Source organism: Croceicoccus sp. Ery15 (assembly GCF_020985305.1).
GTDB lineage: Bacteria > Pseudomonadota > Alphaproteobacteria > Sphingomonadales > Sphingomonadaceae > Croceicoccus.
In genome coordinates, this window is sequence record NZ_CP087588.1 from 2,201,162 (window position 1) to 2,221,615 (window position 20,454).

17 protein-coding genes and 1 pseudogene are annotated in these 20,454 nt (G+C 60.3%); 14 read left to right on the forward strand and 4 right to left on the reverse strand.

Features of this window, described 5'->3' with window-relative positions:
- The first annotated feature begins 222 nt into the window (after positions 1-222).
- The gene (locus LOZ77_RS10745; protein ID WP_230279159.1) at positions 223-1,125 is read left to right on the forward strand and encodes an OmpA family protein; all 903 of its coding nucleotides are present in this window, start codon (positions 223-225) and stop codon (positions 1,123-1,125) included.
- A gap of 329 nt (positions 1,126-1,454) precedes the next feature.
- Here the strand turns inward: LOZ77_RS10745 and LOZ77_RS17955 are convergent, their stop codons facing one another.
- On the reverse strand, positions 1,455-2,024 hold the full coding sequence (locus LOZ77_RS17955; RefSeq protein WP_370638000.1) for a DUF6538 domain-containing protein: 570 nt from the start codon (positions 2,022-2,024) through the stop codon (positions 1,455-1,457).
- Between the two features lie 663 nt (positions 2,025-2,687).
- Positions 2,688-3,077 (reverse strand): helix-turn-helix domain-containing protein, encoded by a 390-nt coding sequence (locus LOZ77_RS10750; RefSeq protein WP_046903606.1) that lies wholly within the window; start codon positions 3,075-3,077, stop codon positions 2,688-2,690.
- Between the two features lie 75 nt (positions 3,078-3,152).
- Here LOZ77_RS10750 and LOZ77_RS10755 point away from each other — a divergent pair, with 75 nt between their 5' ends.
- From LOZ77_RS10755 to LOZ77_RS10765, 3 genes are read left to right on the forward strand one after another with little or no spacing between them, the layout of a single operon-like run.
- Positions 3,153-3,500: a mercuric transporter MerT family protein gene (locus tag LOZ77_RS10755; RefSeq protein WP_082347936.1), complete on the forward strand. Its 348-nt coding sequence runs from the start codon at positions 3,153-3,155 to the stop codon at positions 3,498-3,500.
- Positions 3,493-3,705 carry a GDCCVxC domain-containing (seleno)protein gene (locus LOZ77_RS10760; RefSeq protein ID WP_053833516.1) on the forward strand — a complete coding sequence of 71 codons (213 nt, stop codon included), beginning with the start codon at positions 3,493-3,495 and terminating at the stop codon, positions 3,703-3,705. The genes LOZ77_RS10755 and LOZ77_RS10760 overlap by 8 nt, the downstream gene beginning before the upstream one ends.
- Positions 3,698-5,029 (forward strand): NAD(P)/FAD-dependent oxidoreductase, encoded by a 1,332-nt coding sequence (locus tag LOZ77_RS10765; protein ID WP_046903607.1) that lies wholly within the window; start codon positions 3,698-3,700, stop codon positions 5,027-5,029. Before LOZ77_RS10760 ends, LOZ77_RS10765 begins: the two co-directional genes overlap by 8 nt.
- Positions 5,030-5,195: 166 nt before the next feature.
- Here the strand turns inward: LOZ77_RS10765 and LOZ77_RS10770 are convergent, their stop codons facing one another.
- Together LOZ77_RS10770 and LOZ77_RS10775 are read right to left on the reverse strand one after the other, a co-directional pair.
- Complete coding sequence (locus LOZ77_RS10770) at positions 5,196-6,956, reverse strand: TonB-dependent siderophore receptor (RefSeq protein WP_230279160.1); 1,761 nt, start codon at positions 6,954-6,956, stop codon at positions 5,196-5,198.
- Positions 6,932-7,273, reverse strand: a pseudogene (locus LOZ77_RS10775) (PAS domain-containing protein); the annotation flags it as partial. The gene LOZ77_RS10770 and the pseudogene LOZ77_RS10775, both read right to left, overlap by 25 nt.
- 383 nt (positions 7,274-7,656) lie before the next feature.
- On the opposite strand from LOZ77_RS10775, the gene dmeF reads away from it, so the two are divergent.
- The 10 genes from dmeF (at position 7,657) to LOZ77_RS10825 (ending at position 20,410) form a co-directional block, all read left to right on the forward strand.
- Complete coding sequence (gene dmeF / locus LOZ77_RS10780) at positions 7,657-8,610, forward strand: CDF family Co(II)/Ni(II) efflux transporter DmeF (protein ID WP_230279161.1); 954 nt, start codon at positions 7,657-7,659, stop codon at positions 8,608-8,610.
- A 123-nt stretch (positions 8,611-8,733) separates the two neighbouring features.
- Positions 8,734-9,108 (forward strand): hypothetical protein, encoded by a 375-nt coding sequence (locus tag LOZ77_RS10785; protein WP_230279162.1) that lies wholly within the window; start codon positions 8,734-8,736, stop codon positions 9,106-9,108.
- 63 nt (positions 9,109-9,171) lie between these two features.
- Positions 9,172-10,425, forward strand: a complete 1,254-nt coding sequence (locus LOZ77_RS10790) for a TolC family protein (protein ID WP_230279163.1) — start codon at positions 9,172-9,174, stop codon at positions 10,423-10,425.
- Between the two features lie 11 nt (positions 10,426-10,436).
- Entirely contained in the window at positions 10,437-11,585 is a 1,149-nt protein-coding gene (locus LOZ77_RS10795; RefSeq protein WP_230279164.1) for an efflux RND transporter periplasmic adaptor subunit, read from the forward strand.
- 37 nt (positions 11,586-11,622) lie between these two features.
- Positions 11,623-14,886, forward strand: coding sequence for an efflux RND transporter permease subunit (locus LOZ77_RS10800; RefSeq protein WP_230281849.1), 3,264 nt, complete (start codon positions 11,623-11,625; stop codon positions 14,884-14,886).
- A 174-nt stretch (positions 14,887-15,060) separates the two neighbouring features.
- Positions 15,061-17,586, forward strand: a complete 2,526-nt coding sequence (locus tag LOZ77_RS10805; RefSeq protein WP_230279165.1) for a heavy metal translocating P-type ATPase — start codon at positions 15,061-15,063, stop codon at positions 17,584-17,586.
- 73 nt (positions 17,587-17,659) lie between these two features.
- Positions 17,660-18,016, forward strand: a complete 357-nt coding sequence (locus LOZ77_RS10810; protein WP_053059190.1) for an STAS/SEC14 domain-containing protein — start codon at positions 17,660-17,662, stop codon at positions 18,014-18,016.
- Positions 18,013-18,642 carry a cation diffusion facilitator family transporter gene (locus LOZ77_RS10815; protein ID WP_047822049.1) on the forward strand — a complete coding sequence of 210 codons (630 nt, stop codon included), beginning with the start codon at positions 18,013-18,015 and terminating at the stop codon, positions 18,640-18,642. Before LOZ77_RS10810 ends, LOZ77_RS10815 begins: the two co-directional genes overlap by 4 nt.
- Positions 18,639-19,481 (forward strand): hypothetical protein, encoded by an 843-nt coding sequence (locus LOZ77_RS10820; protein ID WP_047822051.1) that lies wholly within the window; start codon positions 18,639-18,641, stop codon positions 19,479-19,481. Before LOZ77_RS10815 ends, LOZ77_RS10820 begins: the two co-directional genes overlap by 4 nt.
- Positions 19,478-20,410: a cation diffusion facilitator family transporter gene (locus tag LOZ77_RS10825; RefSeq protein WP_230279166.1), complete on the forward strand. Its 933-nt coding sequence runs from the start codon at positions 19,478-19,480 to the stop codon at positions 20,408-20,410. The genes LOZ77_RS10820 and LOZ77_RS10825 overlap by 4 nt, the downstream gene beginning before the upstream one ends.
- Positions 20,411-20,454: the final 44 nt, after the last annotated feature.

Below are 20,454 nucleotides of genomic sequence, written 5' to 3' on the forward strand. Positions count from 1 at the left end.
CAAGCGGACCACTCAACTCGTCGTCCTGCAAAAGCTGTTCATCTGACAGCAAGGTTAAGGTGAACAGTCAGCACTGGCGTTCTGGTGCGGCAGCGATGTCGCATGAGTTTTTCAAGTGGGGTGAGAGATCTGACAGTCGGACACGCATCACGGGGGGAAGCGGGGCAGAGCGGCCCGCATTCAACGCGATGATCGGCTGATCGAACTGAAGGAGTGACCTGTATGAATGCCCTTTCCAAACGTTCCAAGGCAATGTTGCTGCTGGCCGCGATGGCCCTGCCCGTGACGGGCGGCGTTGCCGCGCATGCGCAGGATCAGGCCAGCGGCGATGTGCTGACCAGCTCGTATGGCTCGCAGATGCCTGCCTTGTCGCAAATGACCGATGGCCCCGACATCGAAGGCATGATCACTGCGCGCAGCGGCAATCAGATGCAAATCACGGCGGAAGACGGCACCAAGACCGTGATCACCGTGACCGACGAGACCAAGATCAAGTCGAGCGGCGGCTTTCTGGGCCTGAACAAGGACCGTCTGGCATCGAACCAGCTGCTGAACGGCCTGCCCGTTTCGGTCGAGACGCTGCAGTGGAGCGGCGGACTTGTCGCAGGTGAAATCGATCTGAAGTCCAAGGACCTGAAGACCGCCGAAATGATCGCAAACGGCACGGGCCAGCGTTTCGCCGAAAATGAACTGGCGATCGAAAAGAACGCCGCCGCGACCGAGGCCCTGCGTGGTCGGTTCGGTGATATCGACCAGTATAATGTGAAGGCGGTCACCAACGTCAATTTTGCCAGCGGCAAGTTCAACCTGACCGAAGAAGCGAAGCAGGCGCTGTGCAACACCGCGACCCAGGCCGAAGGCATGGATAACGCCCTGATGCTGGTGGTCGGTTACACCGATTCCGACGGCAGCCAGGAATTTAACCAGGTGCTGAGTGAGAAGCGCGCGGGCCGCGTGGTGAACCATCTGCAGCAGGCCTGCGGCTGGAAACCCTATCGCATGCTGACCCCAACCGGCATGTCGGAAGCCGACCCGACGGCCGATAACTCCACGCCCGAAGGCAAGGCACAGAACCGCCGCGTTGCGGTGAACGTGCTGGTCAGCAAGGCCGTGGACGATATGTAGTCTTTGCGAGGAGGCGGGGTTTCGGCCCCGCCTCTTTCCTTCTGGCCGTAATGGCAATCTCGCGACCCTATGAAGGGATCGCCACCAACCGGCCCGCGCCGGTTTTTTTACGCCAGCCCGATCCTTTATTGCAAATGCGAGCGAATCGCATTACTAGCCAAAACCGGTCTCGTCGGCACTAGCGCAAGCGCGGGTTCTGAGCACGCGCAATCGCTTTGGCACCGGCGGCGGGAAGGCAATCGGGGGATGGCCTTCCCGCATAACTCGGCCGCGCAAGGGCCAAAGCCTGCATAACACCGCCATGGGCAGCCGGTCAGCTAATCGTCCCTTCAATGGAAGATGCAACGCGTCCTAAGCCGACGCGACAATTCGTGAGCGTGCACCTTCGATGCGTTCGCTGGCAAGAAACGCAGAACTTCGAGGAGGTCGCGGCATTGAGCCCGCGAAATTGAAGCCAGCGACACATCCCCCCCTCCCACAATGGAAACGGCGAGCTTTCGGCTCGTCTCATACGCTTCCCTCGTGCTGGCGCTCCACTCGCGCGTCGGATCGTCAATGTAGCTGCGGTATGCTTCGGCGAGCGTGATTCTCCTAGCACCCTCAAGCGCTGACACGGGCGATGGCTGCGAAATAGGAGCAGGCACAGACACGACGGCAGAGGACGCGACCAGATCGTCTTTCGACGGTCGAAGCAGCGTCGCATCAACCGACAGGCCAGCCGTCGAACGAGCCTGCTCAATCAGAGATTCAATTCCAGCGATCACGCTGGGCAATCGACGCAACGCTACACTGAGACTGTCCGTCCGCAACGACCGCCAGATTTCCAGCCGATTCAACAGCCGCTGAGCGTCAATCGGAACCATGTGGCGGTAATAGAGATTCCGTCCTCTTCGACGCACGCCTTTCGGGAAATCTCGTAGCAGATTCTCGTAGCAGCCATTCTTGCCAGAACTGACGCTTTTCTGAGGGTTTACACCAGGCGATGGGCCACAATCTCGTAGCAAACCATCGTAGCAAACACGCTTTTGGGACCGTCTGTTCGACGATTTCTCTATATTTTCAGCATGTTGAGAAGTGATGGTGCCAGAAGAGGCATCACATTCGAAATAATTTTTTACGTCTTATCAGATAGCTAGGAATTCGGTCGTCTCCAAAAAGCCCTCAAAAGGCCCTCAAAAGCCGTCTAATGCATTGGTTCGATGCCTTTTTCGGGACTCCAAATTCAATTTCTCCCTATGCGAGTTGGGCGATATCAATGTCAGCTTTACGCCCGTATTGTGTTGAAAAAGTCGGCCCCGCCGCGCCGGAGGTTAATTTCGGGCAACAAAAATTCAGAGTGAGCTTGCCGCTTGAATCATTGTTACACTACGAGGCGTGCCAAAGTTCTAGTGTTACCGACCAAAACGGGTGGCAGAGTTTTTCAACACAATACGCCCGGATTCTGGACGTAGCCCGCGCATAGCAAGGTGCCCGAAAGCGGACCGCTTGCTTTTCTGCTCTGGCAGGCTGAGTCAATTGTGAGTGTTGGATGGAACGTTGGTCCGTAGCTTGGATCTGCTGGATTAGCCTTCGCCGGCTAAGCTTTCCAATACCGGGCACCGATCATCACTGGTAGTGCCACACTGCCTGATCAATTTTGTCAGAGCAGTTTCCATGCGCGCGAGGTCCGCCAGCTTGGCGCGGACGTTCCCGAGATGCTGTTCCGCGATTGATTGCACTTGATCGCAATGCACATCGGGCCCCGGTGTGAGGTCGAGCAGCGCCCGCACCTCTTCAAGGGAGAAGCCGAGTTCGCGCGCACGCCGAACGAAACGCAGCCGCTCGATGTCCCGAGGACCGTAGTCGCGGTAAGCGCCCCTTCGTGGAGGCGGGTCGATGACTCCTATCCGCTCATAATATCGGATTGTCTCGATTTTGCATCCGGTCTGTTTCGATACATCACCGATTTTCACACGAAACCCCTTGAGTCTGTAGTTGCTACAGACTGTAAATAATTGCGGGAATCGGGTTTTGGAAAGGGACGACTGGTGCGCAGCTTCAGCACATGGTGGAACGGATTAGCGGCGGGCAGCGGTGTCTTTGCTGCCTTCGGAGCAGCTGCTTGCTGTGCACTCCCATTGACGCTTACGTCAGTTGGTGTGGGTTCCGCGTGGCTTGGCAGCATCTCGCCTGTCGTAGCCCCCTATCGCCTCCCCCTGCTGACCCTCGCGTCGGCTCTTCTCCTCGCTGCGACCCTCCGTTTGCTCTGGCAGTTTAGGCAGGCACAAACATGCCCGGCGGACAGTGCATGCGGATCACCGACCTATCGAGCGCTGACCGCCATAGGGATTGCCATCGGTGCTGCGCTGCTGACAGGTGCCTTCCTCTATGGCTGATCCGATCCTGATCTCGCGCTTGCGCTGCCCCGAATGCGGTCATGAAGAAGACATGGAAATGCCGACCAACGCCTGCATGTTCTTCTACACTTGCACGGGCTGCGGCGTGCGTCTCAAGCCGCTCCACGGCGATTGCTGCGTGTTCTGCTCCTACGGCACAGTTCGCTGTCCTCCGATACAGGAAGGGGACTGCTGCAATGGCTGAGGCTTTCGATTTCATTGCGATCGGATCGGGAACGGCTGCGCAGGTCGCGGTCCACCAGATGGCCGACGCCGGGAAGCGTTGCGCGGTTATCGATTACAGGCCCTACGGTGGCACATGCGCGCTCCGAGGGTGCGATCCGAAAAAGATGATGGTGAGTGGAGAGGAAGCGCTCGCTGCACACAGGCGATTGAAGGGGAAGGGTATCGAAGGTTCTGTTTCGATTGACTGGGGTGACCTCCAGGCATTCAAGCGCAGCTTCACCGACCCCGTCCCTGAAAAGCAGGAAGCTCGCTACGAGCGAAAGGGCGTCGCGACCTTCCACGGCACGGCTCGCTTCGCTGGCCCCGGCCGGATCGTGATAGGCGAGACGGAACTGTGTTTTTCCCACGCTCTTATCGCGACGGGGGCGGAGCCTCGATCACTTGGCATCGAAGGCGAGCCGTTGCTGACCCACAGCGATGCATTCCTAGAACTCGAAACCCTTCCAGATCGGATCGTATTCGTCGGCGGTGGATACATAGCTGCGGAATTTGCCCACCTCGCGGCGCGGGCAGGTGCAAAGGTGACCATCATCCAACGAGGCCGCATTCTGAAAGCCTTCGACCCTGACACGGTCGATTGGCTCATGCCGAGTTTCGACGATCTCGGCATTGAAATCGTGGACGCCGAGGTGAACAGCGTAGCGAAGAGAGGCGGCGTTCTGACCGTCCATGCTGGCGACCGCAGGATCGAAGGGGACTTGGTGGTGCACGCTGCCGGAAGAGTCCCTGCGATCGGTTCGCTCGATCTGGGGGCGGGAGACGTCGCCTGTGACGAGGGTCGCTTGGTGCTTACCGCTCAACTACGAAGCCAAAGCAACCCCAAAGTCTTCGCGGCGGGTGACGCTGCTGCAAATGGTCCGCCACTGACTCCGGTCTCCAGTCATGATGCCAAAGTGGTTCTTGAGAACATACTCGAAGATAGCGGCCGAGCTCCGAACTATTGTGGGGTTCCTAGTGCACTTTTCACGGAGCCGCCGGCGGCGCGGGTCGGAATGCTGGAAAGCGAGGCGCACGAGGCAGGTTTGGATTTCACGGTGAATGCTGGATCGCACCCAGGTTGGTTTTCGGCAAGGCGGCTGAACGAAGAGATCTACGGCCACAAGGTGCTGGTCGAAACTGGAACAGGACGCATCCTTGGGGCTCACCTGGTCGGCCCTGACGCTGACGAACTGATCAATATCTTCGGCTTAGCCATCCGACATGGGCTTAATGCGGACGATATTAAATCGACTATGTTTGCTTACCCTACAGCTGCCTCCGACGCCGGATCTATGTTGGGTTGAGCAGCACCCGATCGCCGGAGTTCTCTCCATTCCAACCCAACGACTGCTTTCACACAGCGGTGTAATGCGACCAATGTCCGCTCACGGGTCGCAAGCCGAATGTCCGCTATCTGCGCCTTGTCGACCAGGACCGGACTGACCACTAGCGGCCCCATCGCAGCCCAACTTAGAAGTCGGCAGAGATGCTGGCTTTGATTGTGCGCGGGGTTCCTTGCAGCAGTGCGGCAGAAAAGACGTCGAACGCGCTGGCCCAGTACTTTTCGTTCGTGATATTATCGGCCGAAAGGCGGAGCGTGACCGGCGTGTCGTCCGCCGCGAAGACGTAGCGCGCACCGAGATCGATACGCGTCCAGCTATCGAGTTCGAGCGTGTTGGCGGCATCGACCCACTGCGGACCCGTGTGCACTGCACGCGCTGTGATCGTCGCGCCAGGCACAAAGCCCAAGTCCCACTCCAAGTCTGCATTGGCGGTGTATTCGGAAACGCCAGGTACCTCGTTGCCGCTGACGAGCTTCGCATCGGTCAGAGCTGCGCCGCCGATCAGCCTCAGGCTGGGTGTCAGATCGCCGTTGACCGTGAACTCGATGCCTTGGTGCGTCTGATCCCCGAGGTATCCGAAGCTGCCGTCGGCAAGCACACCCTCTCCCGGTCGCTCAAGGCGGTAGGCGCCGAGACCGACGAAGACATCGCCCAGTGCCAGCTTGCCTCCAACCTCGTACTGCAGCGACTTGCGCGGGGCGAGAACCTCGCCCGGATTGTTTACGAGTGCCGGATCGAGCGGCGCTGTCGGGCCTTGCTGGAGTGCTTCGATCCGGTTGCCGTATAGCGATAGGCCATCGAACGGCTTCAGGACCACGCCGATCACGGGCGTAACCGCACTATCATCATATTCCGTCGCGAGGTCGCCGCCGAAGTAGCTGTAGCTCTTCACATTGATGGATTGCAGGCGCAGACCCGCTGTGACCTGCAATCGATCTTCGATCATCCCCATCGTGTCCGATGCGAAAGCGCTCCACAGTCGCGTCCGCGCAATCGGGAATGGATCAACCAAGTCGCCGCCGACGAGGGTCGAAGAAGGCAGGTCCACTTGTGGGGTGTCGTAGATATTGGTGGCGTAGCCGGCAAAACCCGGTCCGTAGCGAAAATCGTAGGCGTTGCGGTTCACCTGCCAGCTGGCATTGCCGCCGAAATTGAACTCGTGGGTGATCGCTTCGCCCAGCTTCGCGCGGATGCCAGCTTCGAGCGCTTCGTTGTTGTCGGTCCGCGGGACGAACAGCGCCGTGCCGTTCGCAGCACCGCTGGCGGCATCGAGAACGGTTATGCCGCCGTAAATACCCTCCTCGCGCCCGTCGCGCGCACCGGCCCTGAAGTATGCCAATGCATTGTCGGCAAGATCGTATTCCACGGCCAGCGCGCCGAAAACATCGCGCAGTTCGGTGTAGGTGAAATCCTGCGCATAGTTCGCATCGCCATCGGGAACGGCGGGGATCGTTGCGCTTCCGACGGTGACCTTCGGCCGCAAGGCGTCGATCCGGACATTCTGGAACGCCAGGTCGAGAGCTGCCCGTAGCGGGCCACTGTCATAATCGATCGCACCGCCCACGACCTGAGTGCGGCGATCTTCACGGTCGATCGACGTTTCGCCGTCACGATAGGCTGCATTCAGGCGAACGCCCCATTCGCCGTTCTGGCCAAAGCGGCGAGCGACATCGAAGCTGCCGCCGAAGTGGGCATTCTCGCTGGCTGAAACGGTTACGCGATTGAGGTCGGTGTCTCCGGCCCTCTTGAGCTGCAGATTGACGCTTCCGCCAAGTCCCGATCCGCCCGGTGCTGCACCGTTCAGGAAGGCGCTGGCGCCGTTGAGGACCTGGACGCTTTCAAACAGTTTTGGAGGGCGGTGCGCTTCTGCTCGTCGATATCCGTACAAGTGCCGATCCAGCGCTGTATCTCACCCTGCTCGTTGAGGATCGGCAGCGCACGACCGATCATCCAGCGATAATCACCGCTGTGATGCCTCAGGCGATATTCAACCTCGTACGGTTCGCCGGTAGCGAGGCTGTGGTTCCATTTATTCCATGCATCGGCCTGGTCATCCTCATGAAACATCCCGGCCCATCCTTCGCCGTCGGTTGATCCGACAGGGACACCCGAGAATTCATACCAGCGCGCATTGTAATAATCGTGGGAGCCGTCGGGAAGAGTCGACCAAACCATCTGCGGCATGGTGTCGGCGAGCGCATGGAAAGCAGCTCCGGCGGATTGCAGCGCATGCTCTGTAGCCAAGGGCAAGACATCCGGCGCCGAGGAGGATTCGCGGCTGCCAAGCTGGAAATTCGTGATGACTTTTGCATTCATGGCCAGCTTGTGACCTTCCCGGGATGAACAGAATCGGACCGATAGGATACCTGTCGTATCTTGTTGATTTTCAAACGCTGACGCTCATCGCACAGGTAGGATTGAGAGTAAATGCAGCGGATATCACGAGAAGTGAGGTCCTACTTTTCGCAATACCAGATTCTCGGTCTGACTGACGGGAAGGAATTACTAGGTCCGAAATTCACCTCGGTCTCGGAGTCGAAAGCTCCATTCAGGTTTCGCCCTTCCGTAATACCGATTATCAGCCTCGCATGCACCACGCCGACTCTAAACCGCTCGCCCATGATCACAACTTTCTGAGCGCTTCGCACGACGCGCATGAGCAGCGCACGCGCTATGTTGTCGCTTTGACCGCCGCGATGATGGTGATCGAAATTGTTGCGGGGCTGTGGACTGGATCGATGGCGCTTCTCGCCGATGGTATCCACATGGCGACCCATGCAGGTGCCTTGGGCGTCGCGGCCTTCGCCTACTGGTTTGCCAGGCGCCATGCGAACAACCCGCGTTTCACATTCGGTACCGGCAAGGTGGGCGACCTCGCCGGCTTCGCGAGCGCGCTTGTCCTCGCCATCTTCGCAATCGGGATCGCGGTTGAATCGGCTCAAAGGTTCGTCAGTCCGCTCACGATTGCCTATACCGAGGCTATCTGGATCGCCGTGCTCGGCCTCGTGGTGAACCTCGCGAGTGCCTGGCTGCTTGGTGCCGATCATCACCATGGGCATGATCACGACCATCATCATCACCACGACCATGCGCATGCCGATAACAATCTGCGCTCCGCCTATTTCCACGTGCTTGCCGATGCCCTGACTTCGGTCCTGGCTATCGTGGCCCTTCTCGCCGGCATGTACCTCGGCTGGGCTTGGATGGACGCGGTAATGGGGTTGGTGGGTGCAATCGTGATCGGGCGCTGGTCGTGGTCACTGCTGCGCGATACGGCTGCCGTGCTTGTCGACGCCGAAGCGGCCTCTGAACGGTACACAGAGGTGCGCGAGGCGCTCGAGGACCGGGACGCCGCGATCGGCGATCTGCACATCTGGCGGATCGGTCCTGGCAAGTATGCAGTCATCGCCTCGCTCATCGCCGATGATCCGCTCGCGCCCGACAATTATGCCAGCCGACTTTCAGAGCATGCAGAATATGTGCACGTCACGATCGAAGTTCATCGCTGCGAGCATCCGCATCCCGAGCTTCGCGCGGCCTGATCGCGCCGTTCTAAAAGACCGAAACAGTATTCGAGGACTGTTATACTGTAACAAAAGACTTATACTTCATCGTGTTGCGGAACTTGCAATCTTGATGCGGTTTGCTATGAGCCATTGGAATCCATGACTACAAGCTATCGTCGCCTTGTCCTGCACCCTTTCGTCGTCCTGCTCATGCTGGTCGCGATGGTGTTCGTGACGGCGGCGGATGCTGCTGCTTGCGGTGCCGAAGTGGCGCCCGGAAGCACGCCCGTTCTGGCTTCGCTCGATAGCGCTTCTGCGTCATCCGCAGCCGCCGACGAAGTGCCGGGCGATCCGGATGCGCCGGCCGAGCAACACGGCGTGTGTGGACACGGCCATTGCCATCACGGGGCGAGCTTTGCCGGCACCGTGCAGAAGGATTCGGTCCCTCACTTGGTCGTGGTTCCCGATGCGCCTCCCGCCGAAGCGCTCGCTTCCGAAATTGCCGACCGACTGAAGCGCCCCCCTCGCGCCTGACGACCGTCACCGCGCTGCATGCCGCAGCGCAGTTCGGATCGTCAGCAGAGGAATTTTCGAAAAATGTCAGCCATTCATTGGCGAGGGGTCCTCCTTGGAGGGCTGTTCCTCGCCGCTCAAGCCACGACCGTGGCGGCGCAGGAGCGTGAGCTTCTGACGCTTGATGCTGCGCTCGCTCGTGCGGGCATCGTCGACAGCGCAGATGAGCCCCCAGATAATCCGCGCCTGATCGGACCGCGGGCCGAAGCCGACGCGGCGCGGGCACTCGTCGACCAGGCGCGGCTGCGGCCCAACCCCGAAATTGCTTTCGAAGCCGAAAACATTGCCGGAAGCGGCGCATTTTCGGGATTGCAGGCCACCGAGTACACTTTGTCCCTGAGCCAGCGGCTCGAATTGGGCGGCAAACGGGGAGCGCGCGTCCGCGCCGCCCAGGCGGAAGCGCGCGTCGCGGCCCTTTCAGGAGCGCTCTCGGTTGCTCAGCTAGGGCGATCGGTACGCGAACGCTATGTCGAAGCCGTCTCCGCGGCAGCCCGATTGGAACTCGCGCGGGACATAGTCGAGCGCAATCGCGAGCTTGCCAGGATCGCAGGCGTACTGGTCGATGTCGGACGGGAGCCTCCCCTGCGCTCGCTTCGTGCCGAAGCGGCACTTGCGGAGGCGCTCGCGGAGCTTGAAGCGGCCCTGGCCGCCGACAGTGCGGCGAGGACTGCGCTCGCCGCGCTTTGGGGCGAGGCAACACCTGCTACGGACGTGCCTTCGGTGTTCCCCGAGATCGAACCTCCGGCGACGCTGCTCGCCTCGCCTTCGGCCTTACGTCTTCAGGTCGCCCGTGCCGAACGCGAGGCTGCAGATGCCGCGATCGCCCGGGAACGCTCTTTAGGCATTCCGGATCCGGCGATATCCGCCGGTGTCCGACGGTTCGAGGAAAGCAGAGACCAGGCGTTCCTCGTAGGCGTTTCGATCCCGTTTCCGTTCAGTAATCGCAACCAAGGAAACATCGCTGCTGCCGAGGCGCGGCTTCGCGCCGCGACGGCACGGGAGGCGATTGCCCGCACCGATTTCGAACTCGAGGTCACGCAGGCCCGCGGACAATTTCTGGCAGCCGAAGCGCGGGTCGAGACCCTCGCGGAGACGTCCTTGCCCCAAGCCGAAGAAGCCTTGCGCCTCGTTCGGATTGGCTACCGCAACGGCAGATTTCCGCTGATCGAAGTTCTGGCTGCGGCCGAAGCGCGCGACACCATCCGTGAAGCATTGATTCAAGCCCAGGAAGATCGTGGCCGCCTGGCGGCGACGCTGATCTGGCTCGGCGCACAATGAGGTATTTCCAAATGAACCGTAGACGTCTGGCCGTTTTTATCGGCGTGATCGTTTCAATCGCCGCTGCAGTGTTTATGCTGTGGCCAAGTGGCAGTGCCGACCAGCACATTGAGGAAACGAGCGAGGAGGCCGAGCTTCCCGAAGGGCTTGTCCTGCTTGGCGCCGAACAAATCGAAGCGTCCCAGATAGAGGTCGAAACCGTCGGTCAGGGATCGGCGGTCGAGCTGGTCTTTCCGGCCACCGTCGCGGCAAGCCCGACGGCAAGTGCCCGCATCGATGCCCGCGCAGCGGGCGTAGTCCGCAGTGTCGGCAAAACGCTGGGTGATTACGTGAGGCAGGGCGAGACGATTGCCCGCATCGAGAGCGCCGACGCCGCTGCTCTTGCGGCGCAACTCAGCGCAGCGGGCGCGCGGGTCAACGAATTGTCTGCTGCCTACGATCGGGAGCGCCGCCTTTTCGAAGCCAATGTCACCGCGCGGCAGGATCTCGAGGCCGCCCGAGCCAATCTGCAGGTTGCTCAATCGGAACTTGCACGCGCCCAGGCGGCAGTCTCCGCGGCGGGTGTTAGCGGCGACGGGCGCTCCCTTGCGGTTACGAGCCCGCTCGCGGGCCGAGTGACCTCGGCGCCTATCGTTCTCGGCTCCTTCGTCGATGCCGGGGAAGAACTCTATCAGGTCGTGAATCCGAGCGGCATGCAGGTCGAGGTTGCCCTCCCGTCGGCTGAAGCAAGCCGCATCCAGCCTGGCGACGAGGCTACGCTGGAAATCGCGGACAACCGGGAAGTGGGTGCGCGCGTGCGATCCGTCACTCCCTCGCTCGATCCCGAAAGCCGCAGCGCTACGGCGGTCCTGTCGCTCGCAAGGCCGATCCCCGGCCTGCAACCCGGGGCCTTCCTGCAGGCACGTATCCGCCCCTCGGGTGAGGTCGACACAGGCCGCATATCGGTGCCGGAAAGTGCTGTCCAGACAATCGATGGCGCAGAAGTGGTCTTCGTTCGCACGCGCCGCGGGTTTCAAGCCCGTCCGGTGGTCACCGGTGCGCGTTCGGGAGGACGGGTGGTCATCGAGTCCGGTCTCGAAGCGCAGTGGCGGATCGCCACCGCCAATGCCTTTTTGCTGAAGGCTGAACTCGAGAAGGAGGAGGCCGAGCATGGACACTGATCACATGCAGGACGCTGATCGCTCCCACCGCCATGGCCTGATCGGCATGATCCTCGACGTCGCCGTGCGCTTTCGCTGGGCAATGGTCGTGCTGACGCTCGGTGTGGCAATCTATGGCGTGGTGAATTTGCTGCGCCTGCCCATCGATGCCGTACCCGATATCACCAACGTACAGGTGCAGATCAACACCGAGGCACCAGCCTTGTCGCCCTCGCAAGTCGAGACGCAGGTCACCTATCCTGTCGAGACCGGGCTTGCCGGTATCGAGGGTCTGGAGATGACCCGCTCGATATCGCGCAACGGGTTCAGCCAGGTGACCGCGATTTTCGAGGAAGGGACCGACATCTATTTCGCGCGTCAGCAGGTCAACGAACGGCTGACGCCCATAAGCGCCTCCCTACCCGAGGGTGCCGAACCGGTGATGGGACCCATCTCGACCGGCTTGGGCGAAGTGCTCATGTATACCATCGAGTTCGAGTTTCCTGACGGCAAGGAAGCACCGCTGGGCGGAGCGGTCGGTTGGCAGTCCGACGGGAGCTTTGTGACCGAACGTGGCGACCGGCTCGACAGCGATGTTGCCAAGGCTGCCTATCTGCGAACCATCCAGGACTGGGTGGTTGCCCCCCTCATGCGGTCGGTCGACGGTGTGGCAGGTGTCGACTCGATTGGCGGCTTCGAAAAGCAATACCTCGTTCAACCCGATCCCGTGCGATTGACCGGTTACGGTTTATCGTTCGACGAGGTGATCGACGCGCTGGAAGCGGCCAATCTCGCCGAAGGCGCCAATTTCGTCGAGCGGGCCGGTGAAGCCCTTCTCGCCCGGGTCGATGCGCGCCTCGGCAGTGTTGAGGATATCGAGCAGGCGGTCGTTTCCACCCGCGAGGGGGTCCCCATTCGCGTAGGTGACGTCGCCACGGTCAGCATCGGTGGCGACCTGCGAACGGGCGCGGCGTCGCTGAACGGCGATGAAGCGGTCGTGGGCACCGTGCTCATGCGCGCGGGCGAGAACAGCCGCACCGTGTCGGCCGAGGCGGCCGAACGGCTCGAGGAAGTTCGCAGCTCCCTGCCGGAAGGAATTGTCGCGGAGATCGTCTACAACCGGTCTTCCCTGGTCGATGCGACGATCGCGACCGTCGAGAAGAACCTTGTCGAGGGCGCGCTTCTGGTCATTGCAATCCTGTTCTTGCTGCTGGGCAACATCCGGGCAGCGATCATCGCGGCGCTGGTCATCCCCTTTTCCATGCTGATGGCATCGATCGGAATGAACCGGCTCGGCGTTTCGGGCAATCTCATGAGCCTGGGTGCGCTGGACTTCGGCCTGATCGTCGATGGTGCCGTCATCATCGTCGAGAACAGCGTCGCGAGGCTCGCGGCTCGACAGGAACACGAAGGCCGACTTCTTACACTTGGTGAGAGGTTGACGGAAACGCGGCTTGCCGCGCAGGAAATGATCAAGCCGACCGTGTACGGCCAGGCGATCATTCTTCTCGTCTTCGCACCGCTTCTCACCTTTACCGGCGTCGAAGGCAAAACCTTTTCACCCATGGCGATCACGGTCATGCTCGCGCTCGCCTCGGCGTTCGTGTTGTCGCTGACCTTCGTCCCGGCAATGATCGCCATCCTGCTCAACAAGAAGCTGACGGAAAAGGAGGTCAAGCCGATCCGGATCGCCAAGGAGCGATACGGACCCCTGGTCCGCAAGGCGATCACCCGCCCCTGGCCGGTCATCGGCATGGGCGTCGGCATCTTCGCCTTTGCGGCCTTCGTGTTCAGCTTCCTCGGGAGCGAGTTCACACCGCAATTGGACGAGCGCGACATCGCCGTGCAATCGCTGCGTATTCCTTCGACATCGCTCGAACGTTCGCTCGCGATGCAAAGGCGGGTAGAGGACCGGCTCGAGCAATTTCCGCAAGTCGAGCTTGTCTTTTCGCGGACGGGCACGGCGGAAGTGGCCAGTGACCCGATGCCGCCGAACGCTTCCGATGCGTACGTGATCCTCAAACCCCGTGAGGAATGGCCCGATCCCGACCTCGCCAAGGACGAGTTGGTCGCGCAAATGGAGAGCGCCCTCAGCAGTCTCGTCGGCAACCTTTACGAGTTCAGCCAACCGATCGAATTGCGGTTCAACGAATTGATCGCAGGCGTTCGCGGAGATGTTGCCGTCAAGATCTACGGAGACGATCTCAGCGCCATGACCTCGGCGGCGAACGAGGTTGCGGGCGTGCTGCGCAATGTCGACGGCGCCGCGGACGTCAAGGTCCAGCAAGTGACCGGGTTCCCCACCCTCGATATTGCCTTCGATCGGCCAGCGATTGCCCGTTACGGGCTGAAGGTCGAAGACGTTGCGCAATCGGTGGCGATCGCACTGGGCGGTCGGCCTGCGGGCCTCGTTTTCGAAGGCGATCGCCGCTTCGATGTGGTTGTGCGGTTGTCGGACGCGACCCGCGACGATTTCGACCAGCTCGGTGCTTTGCCGGTGCTGCTCCCGAACGGGGCAACCATACCGCTACGCTCGGTTGCCGAGTTCCGTGTGGTGGATGGTCTCGCGGAGGTTCGCCGGGAACAGGGACGCAGACTGGTGATCGTTTCGTCCAACGTGCGAGAACGCGACCTCGGGTCTTTTGTAGAAGAGGCCCAGGAAAGGGTTGCGGCGCAGGTCGAACTGCCCGCTGCCGCGTTTATCGAGTGGGGCGGTCAATACCAGAACCTCCAGGCTGCTCAGGAAAGACTTCAGATAGTCATTCCTATCGCTTTCGCGGTCATTCTCTTGCTGCTTTACATGGCGGTTGGGGGCTGGGTGCCGGCGCTCGCCGTATTCAGCGCGATCCCGTTGGCCCTGGCAGGCGGGATTTTCTCCTTGGCTCTACGCGGGATGCCATTCTCGGTATCTGCGGCGGTAGGCTTTATCGCCCTGTCGGGTGTGGCGACCTTGAATGGCCTCGTGATGGTGACTGCGATCCGTCAGCGGCTCGACAGGGGCATGGCGCTCGATGACGCCATCGTCGATGGTGGATTGGCGCGCCTAAGGCCGGTTCTCATGACCGCGCTCGTTGCATCGCTCGGCTTCGTGCCGATGGCCATTGCGACCGGGACCGGCGCGGAAGTGCAACGTCCCTTGGCGACAGTCGTCATTGGAGGATTGATCACGGCCACCGCGCTCACCCTCTTCGTCTTGCCCGCAATCTTGAAGCTGGTTTTCGGGACCAGAGAAGATGACCGGACCTGGCGACAGCGTTGGTGGGACAGGCTGCGGCGCAATGTGACGCCTGAAGAGCGCGAGGAGCTTCAAAATGTGACCTAGTGGCGAAGCTATATGGCGGGACAGCGTCCTTTCTCGCAAGCGCGCGGAGGAGTGGCAGCGCTGGCCCGCCAAGCTATCGAATGACCGGCTCGTTCGATCCATGAAGGCTCGGGTGCCGCGAATTCCGGCACGGCTCAATTGCGTTCGACGGTTTCTTCAAAGGAGAAAGGCAAATTGGCACGTACTATTCAAATCGAAGTGTCAGCTCTCGTGCCCGAAGCAACGAGCGATGATCCGTGTATCGGAAGACTTCAGGCGCTGCTGCGTGGACAGACAGGTGTTCACGACGTCACCGTGGAAGAGCAGCCGGGCCAATCTGCAGCGCGGCTTAACATCTCTTATGATCCAGACCGGCTCTCCGTCGCGCGCATCAAGGAGCTTGCGCATGTGGCCGGGGCAGAGATCTCCAGTCGGTACGGCCACCTGACCTATGACGTCGATGGCGTGAACTCCACACGGCGCGCCCGGACCGTTGCCGATCTTATCGCTCGGCAAACCGGGGTGCTCGAAGCCTATGCCGATGCGGCGGGGACGTTCGTGATCGAGTTCGACCGCCAACGGACCGACGAGCAGAAAATTGTCGCAGCGCTAAAACGATTTGGCGCTACGCGACGAGCGAAAACTTCCGGCAATGTTTCCCACTCTTCACGCGAACGGCATGCCCACGATGGAGGTGGCGAGCACGATCATAAGCATGGCGGCATTCTTGGTGCCAATACGGAGCTCTATTTTTCCCTGGCGTCGGGGGGCTTGCTCGCAACGGGCTTCGGCATTGAAAAACTATGGGGGAACTACCCCCAGTTCGTGCCTCTTCTCTGCTACGTTACGGCATATTTTTTCGGTGGGTTCTACACACTCAGAGAGGCCTGGGACAATCTCCGGCTCCGCCGGTTCGAGATCGACAGTCTTATGCTTGTGGCGGCTGCGGGCGCTGCGATCCTCGGCGAATGGGCGGAGGGCGCGTTGCTGCTTTTTCTGTTCAGCTTCGGCCACGCCCTTGAGCGCTATGCAATGGGTCGCGCGAAAAGAGCGATCGAAGCGCTCGCCGAGCTCGCTCCCGAAACAGCTCGCGTGAAGCGCGGCGAGGCTGTCGAGGAGATACGCGTCGAGGAACTCGTGGTAGGCGATGTTGTGGTCGTCCGCCCGAATGAGCGCTTGCCTGCCGATGGCTTTGTGTCTGAAGGGGCGAGCGCCATTAACCAGGCCTCGGTCACGGGCGAAAGCGTGCCCGTCGACAAGAGCGCGGTATCGGATATCGCTTCCGCGCGGAAGACTCCCGACAGGCTGGCAGACACCCACCGGGTTTTCGCCGGCACAATAAATGGCTCGGGGGCTCTCGAAGTCGTGGTGACCCGCCGGTCGAGCGAAACCACTCTTTCGAAAGTGGTGCAGATGGTGAGTGCCGCCGAAGCGCAGCAATCGCCAACCCAGCGTTTCACGCAGCGCTTCGAGCGCATTTTCGTGCCTGCCGTGCTCGCGCTTGCGGGGCTTTTGCTCTTCTCCTGGGTCATCATAGACGAGCCGTTCCGCGATAGCTTCTACCGCGCCATGGCAGTGTTGGTCGCTGCCAGCCCCTGCGCACTCGCTATTGCGACGCCTAGCGCGGTCCTGTCCGGGGTCGCGCGAGCTGCGCGAGGCGGCGTCCTCGTAAAAGGCGGCGCACCCCTCGAAGATTTAGGTGCATTGAAGGCCATCGCATTCGACAAGACGGGCACGCTGACTGAAGGTGAGCCCCGAATAACCGATATCGAGACAGCGACCGGCGTGTCCGAGCGCGAATTGCTGAGAATCGCGTCGGCAGCGGAGAGTTTGAGCGACCATCCGCTGGCCCAAGCCATCGTCAGGGATAGTGCCGAGCGAAATGGTGAAGAAGCGTTGCCGGCGGCGACCGACCTCGAAAGTTTCACGGGCAAGGGCATTACCGCGATCGTCGGAGGTGAAAAAGTCTGGATCGGCAAACTCGAGATGTTCGGTGTCGACGGGGTCCCTCCGCTTGGCCCTGAATTGACGAGCGCAATCGAGGTTTTGCGCGAGCGTGGGCGGACCACGATGGCTATCCGTTCGCGGACGCGCGATCTTGGAGCCATTGGGCTATTGGACACACCGCGCGCGGCAGCAAGAACGACGCTTAACGCGCTGCGCGAACTCGGAATCACGAGAATGATCATGATCTCCGGCGATGATCAGAGGGTCGCCGACGCTGTCGGAGAGGATGTTGGTCTCGATGAGGCATGGGGCAATCTAATGCCTGATGACAAAGTCGAAGCTATCCGCAAGCTCGCCGGTCAGGACAAAGTGGCAATGGTCGGAGACGGGGTGAACGATGCTCCTGCCATGGCAAATGCAACCGTCGGGATAGCAATGGGCGCAGCCGGGTCCGACGTCGCATTGGAAACCGCCGATGTCGCACTTATGGCAGATGACCTCGCCAAGCTGCCGTTCGCGGTCGACCTCAGCCGCAAGACCCGTTCCATCATTCGCCAGAACATGGTGGTGAGCCTCGGGATTGTCGCAGTGCTCATTCCGGCGACCATCTTCGGTCTCGGCATTGGTCCCGCAGTTGCTGTGCATGAGGGCTCTACACTGATTGTCGTTGCCAATGCTCTACGGCTTCTCGCCTATCGCGAGAAACGTTCTAGCGACAATGGGCCTCCATCCCACCATAGCAGTGAGCAGGCTTTGGCAAATGTCGGCGCTTGAACTTTCCCACGTCCCCATGCCGACGGCCCGCGCTGAACGAACTTCAAGTGTACCAACTTTGGAGGGAGCTGTGTTGAATTTGTCGGAAGAGGATGGACTGAACCTGGTCGAGGCCGCCCGAACGGTGCAAACATCAGATTGCGATACCTTCGTGGCCGTTTTCGAACGTAGCGCGCGGCGCAGAAACGATACGGTTCCGATGCTGCTCGCACTCGCACCAAACTTTTCGGGAGGTCTTTGGCGTGACCTTAAGTTCGACATCCGGCCCAAGGACAGCTTCGGGCGGATTGCTATCGTCGACGACCAGAAACCGGAAAAGCGGGGCACTCGAATATTTGACCGCCTGTTCCGCGCGGAGTTGCAGGTCTTTCCGTTTTCCAAACGCAAGCAGGCGGAGAATTGGGCTCAAGCCCGAGGTGTCAACGCATGAGCGGCGAAGGGGATCTGCAACTCGATACAACTGCCAAGCGGAAAACGCTTTCGATTGTTCTGTGGCTCAACGTGGCGATTGCCATCGGGTTTTTCGCCGTCGGCTATCTGGCCGATTCCAACGCCCTCCTGGCTAACGGCCTCGATAATTCTTCGGACGCCATTGTCTATGCGCTCAGCCTGCTCGCCTTGACCCGATCACGGAAATGGAAGCGCGGAGCCGCTCGCTTTTCAGGGATCATGCTGCTGGTCTTCGCTGCCGGGGTCATTGCCGATGCCATAAGGCGCTTCGTGGAGGGTTCCGATCCCGGCGGAGTAATGATGATGGCGATGGCTGCAGTGGCAGCTGTCGTGAATCTGATCTGTCTACGAATGCTGCAGAACATGCAGGAGAAGGACGTCAATCTCCGCGCCGCCACAACCTTCAGCTTTAACGATTTCATCTCCAATGGTGGCATCATAATTGCCGCCATTATCGTCATGCTGACAGGTGCCAACTGGCCCGATCTCGTCGTTGGCGTCGCCGTTGCGGCAATTGCCATATATGGCGGGATCGACATTCTGCGCGACACCCACAAGGATCGGCATGACGAACGCGGAACCGTGCATGGCGACAAGCGCGAATGACGCTTATTCATGAAATATTCGCCACCGAGGATGCCTCGCGGGTTCTAGGCATGGCCATGATGGCGAGCCTAGGTCTCGGGATCGGTGCAATCTGGGAAGAACGGAACGGATCCTCGCACGCCGTAGAGCGACTCTGGGGCGCTATAATTTCCGGTGTGTTCGTCATGCTCGCGTTCATTATGGCCGAGCAGTCGGGCGGTTTTATAGCGGGAAGCTTGGGGTCCGTCGTCTTGTTTCCTGCGGGCGGTGCCCTCTATCTTCTATCGACGAAGGTCGTAGAAGGGATCTACCGGCGCTGGGGACCCAAGCGCGGGCCGAAAGTAGGCATTCTGTGTGCATCCGGCATCGCGCTGGCATGCGGTGGGCTCGTTTTAGGAGCTGCATCGGCCATCTCTGTCTACGCTGGCTTGGCTGCCACATTTGGAGTCGGCCTATCCGCTCTCTTGGTCGCAAGAAGAACCACCGCCAGTCTGCTCGAAGAGATCGTGAACCCCATGGATCGCGGCGCGGTCCATGTCATTCTCGCGCTTGTCTTCGTCGCCTGGGTTGTCGGGGCTTTCTGGCTTTTGCACGGGAGAAACAGCAACGTCGATGGCGCGATGGCGATACTGCTCGCGGGCTATTTTCTCTTGGCCTCTGTTCACTTGATTGCCCGGCCCTTTGTCAAGCGATGCCGAATGAACGTGAAGGCGCTGGTGGCATTTATATGCGGCATGGCGGGATTCGGCCTGCTCGCCGCCGGTCTCGACGCCGTGCTCCAAGCGACAGGGGTTTCCGATGCCATCCTCCAGCATCCGAGCGCAACCGATAGTAAACTTTCTAAAGAAGGAGCGCGATGATGGCGCACGCCCACGGCCATGCAGGACACAGCCACGGTGAGGAAAACCTGAGCGATCGCCAGCTTGTGTTTGCTGTCGCCATCAATGTTCTCCTGACGTTGGCCCAGATCATCGGCGGCATCGTTTCGGGCTCGCTGGCACTAATCGCGGATGCGTTGCACAATTTCAGCGACGCGGCTTCCCTGGGCCTTGCATGGTTTGCGCGCCGGATGGGTCGACGTCCGGCCGACAAGCTGATGACCTTCGGGTACGCCCAGGGAGAAGTGGTCGCCGCGCTCATCAATTTGACGACCTTGCTCATTATCGGATTCTATCTGATCGTCGAGGCAGTCAACCGTTTCGCCGAGCCGCAGCCGGTCGAGGGATGGACGGTGATCTGGGTGGCGGGCATCGCTCTGATCATCGATCTCGTGACCGCCTTTATCGTCTATCGCGGCGCGCATGACAGCATCAATATGAAGGCAGCCTTCCTGCATAACGTCTCGGACGCGTTGGCATCGGTTGGCGTGATTGTAGCCGGCGTACTCATCCTTCTCTACGATCTTACCATCGCCGACCTTGTGATTACGCTGATCATCGCAGGTTATGTGATCTGGCAGGGTGTTACGCTTCTTCCGCGAACTGTGCGACTATTGATGGGAGCTGTTCCCGACGAGCTGGAATTCGACCGGATCGTCGCCTTTCTTGAAAGCCAGCAAGGCATCGAAAGCGTGCACCACGTCCATATTTGGAATCTCGGCGAACACCATCGCGCTCTCGAAACGCACATTGTTCTCTCGTCGGGATCACTCGATGATTTTGAAACCTTAAAAATGTCCGTGAAAGAGCAACTCGCTCAGCGGTTCGAAATTGCGCATGCGACGCTCGAGGCTTGCAAAGCGCACGATTGCAACACCGACCTGGTTCCGCCTCATCACTCTTCTCGGTGAGGTAGCTGTTTGAGCGTCCCGCCAAGTCTCTAGCACCCACCTTT

Coding starts and splice junctions, on each gene's coding strand:
- LOZ77_RS10825 (WP_230279166.1), top strand. CDS start 19,478: ATGATGGCGCACGCCCACGGCCATGCAGGACACAGCCACGGTGAGGAA.
- LOZ77_RS10820 (WP_047822051.1), top strand. CDS start 18,639: ATGACGCTTATTCATGAAATATTCGCCACCGAGGATGCCTCGCGGGTT.
- dmeF (WP_230279161.1), top strand. CDS start 7,657: ATGCACCACGCCGACTCTAAACCGCTCGCCCATGATCACAACTTTCTG.
- LOZ77_RS10790 (WP_230279163.1), top strand. CDS start 9,172: ATGTCAGCCATTCATTGGCGAGGGGTCCTCCTTGGAGGGCTGTTCCTC.
- LOZ77_RS10815 (WP_047822049.1), top strand. CDS start 18,013: ATGAGCGGCGAAGGGGATCTGCAACTCGATACAACTGCCAAGCGGAAA.
- LOZ77_RS10785 (WP_230279162.1), top strand. CDS start 8,734: ATGACTACAAGCTATCGTCGCCTTGTCCTGCACCCTTTCGTCGTCCTG.
- LOZ77_RS10795 (WP_230279164.1), top strand. CDS start 10,437: ATGAACCGTAGACGTCTGGCCGTTTTTATCGGCGTGATCGTTTCAATC.
- LOZ77_RS10760 (WP_053833516.1), top strand. CDS start 3,493: ATGGCTGATCCGATCCTGATCTCGCGCTTGCGCTGCCCCGAATGCGGT.
- LOZ77_RS10765 (WP_046903607.1), top strand. CDS start 3,698: ATGGCTGAGGCTTTCGATTTCATTGCGATCGGATCGGGAACGGCTGCG.
- LOZ77_RS10745 (WP_230279159.1), top strand. CDS start 223: ATGAATGCCCTTTCCAAACGTTCCAAGGCAATGTTGCTGCTGGCCGCG.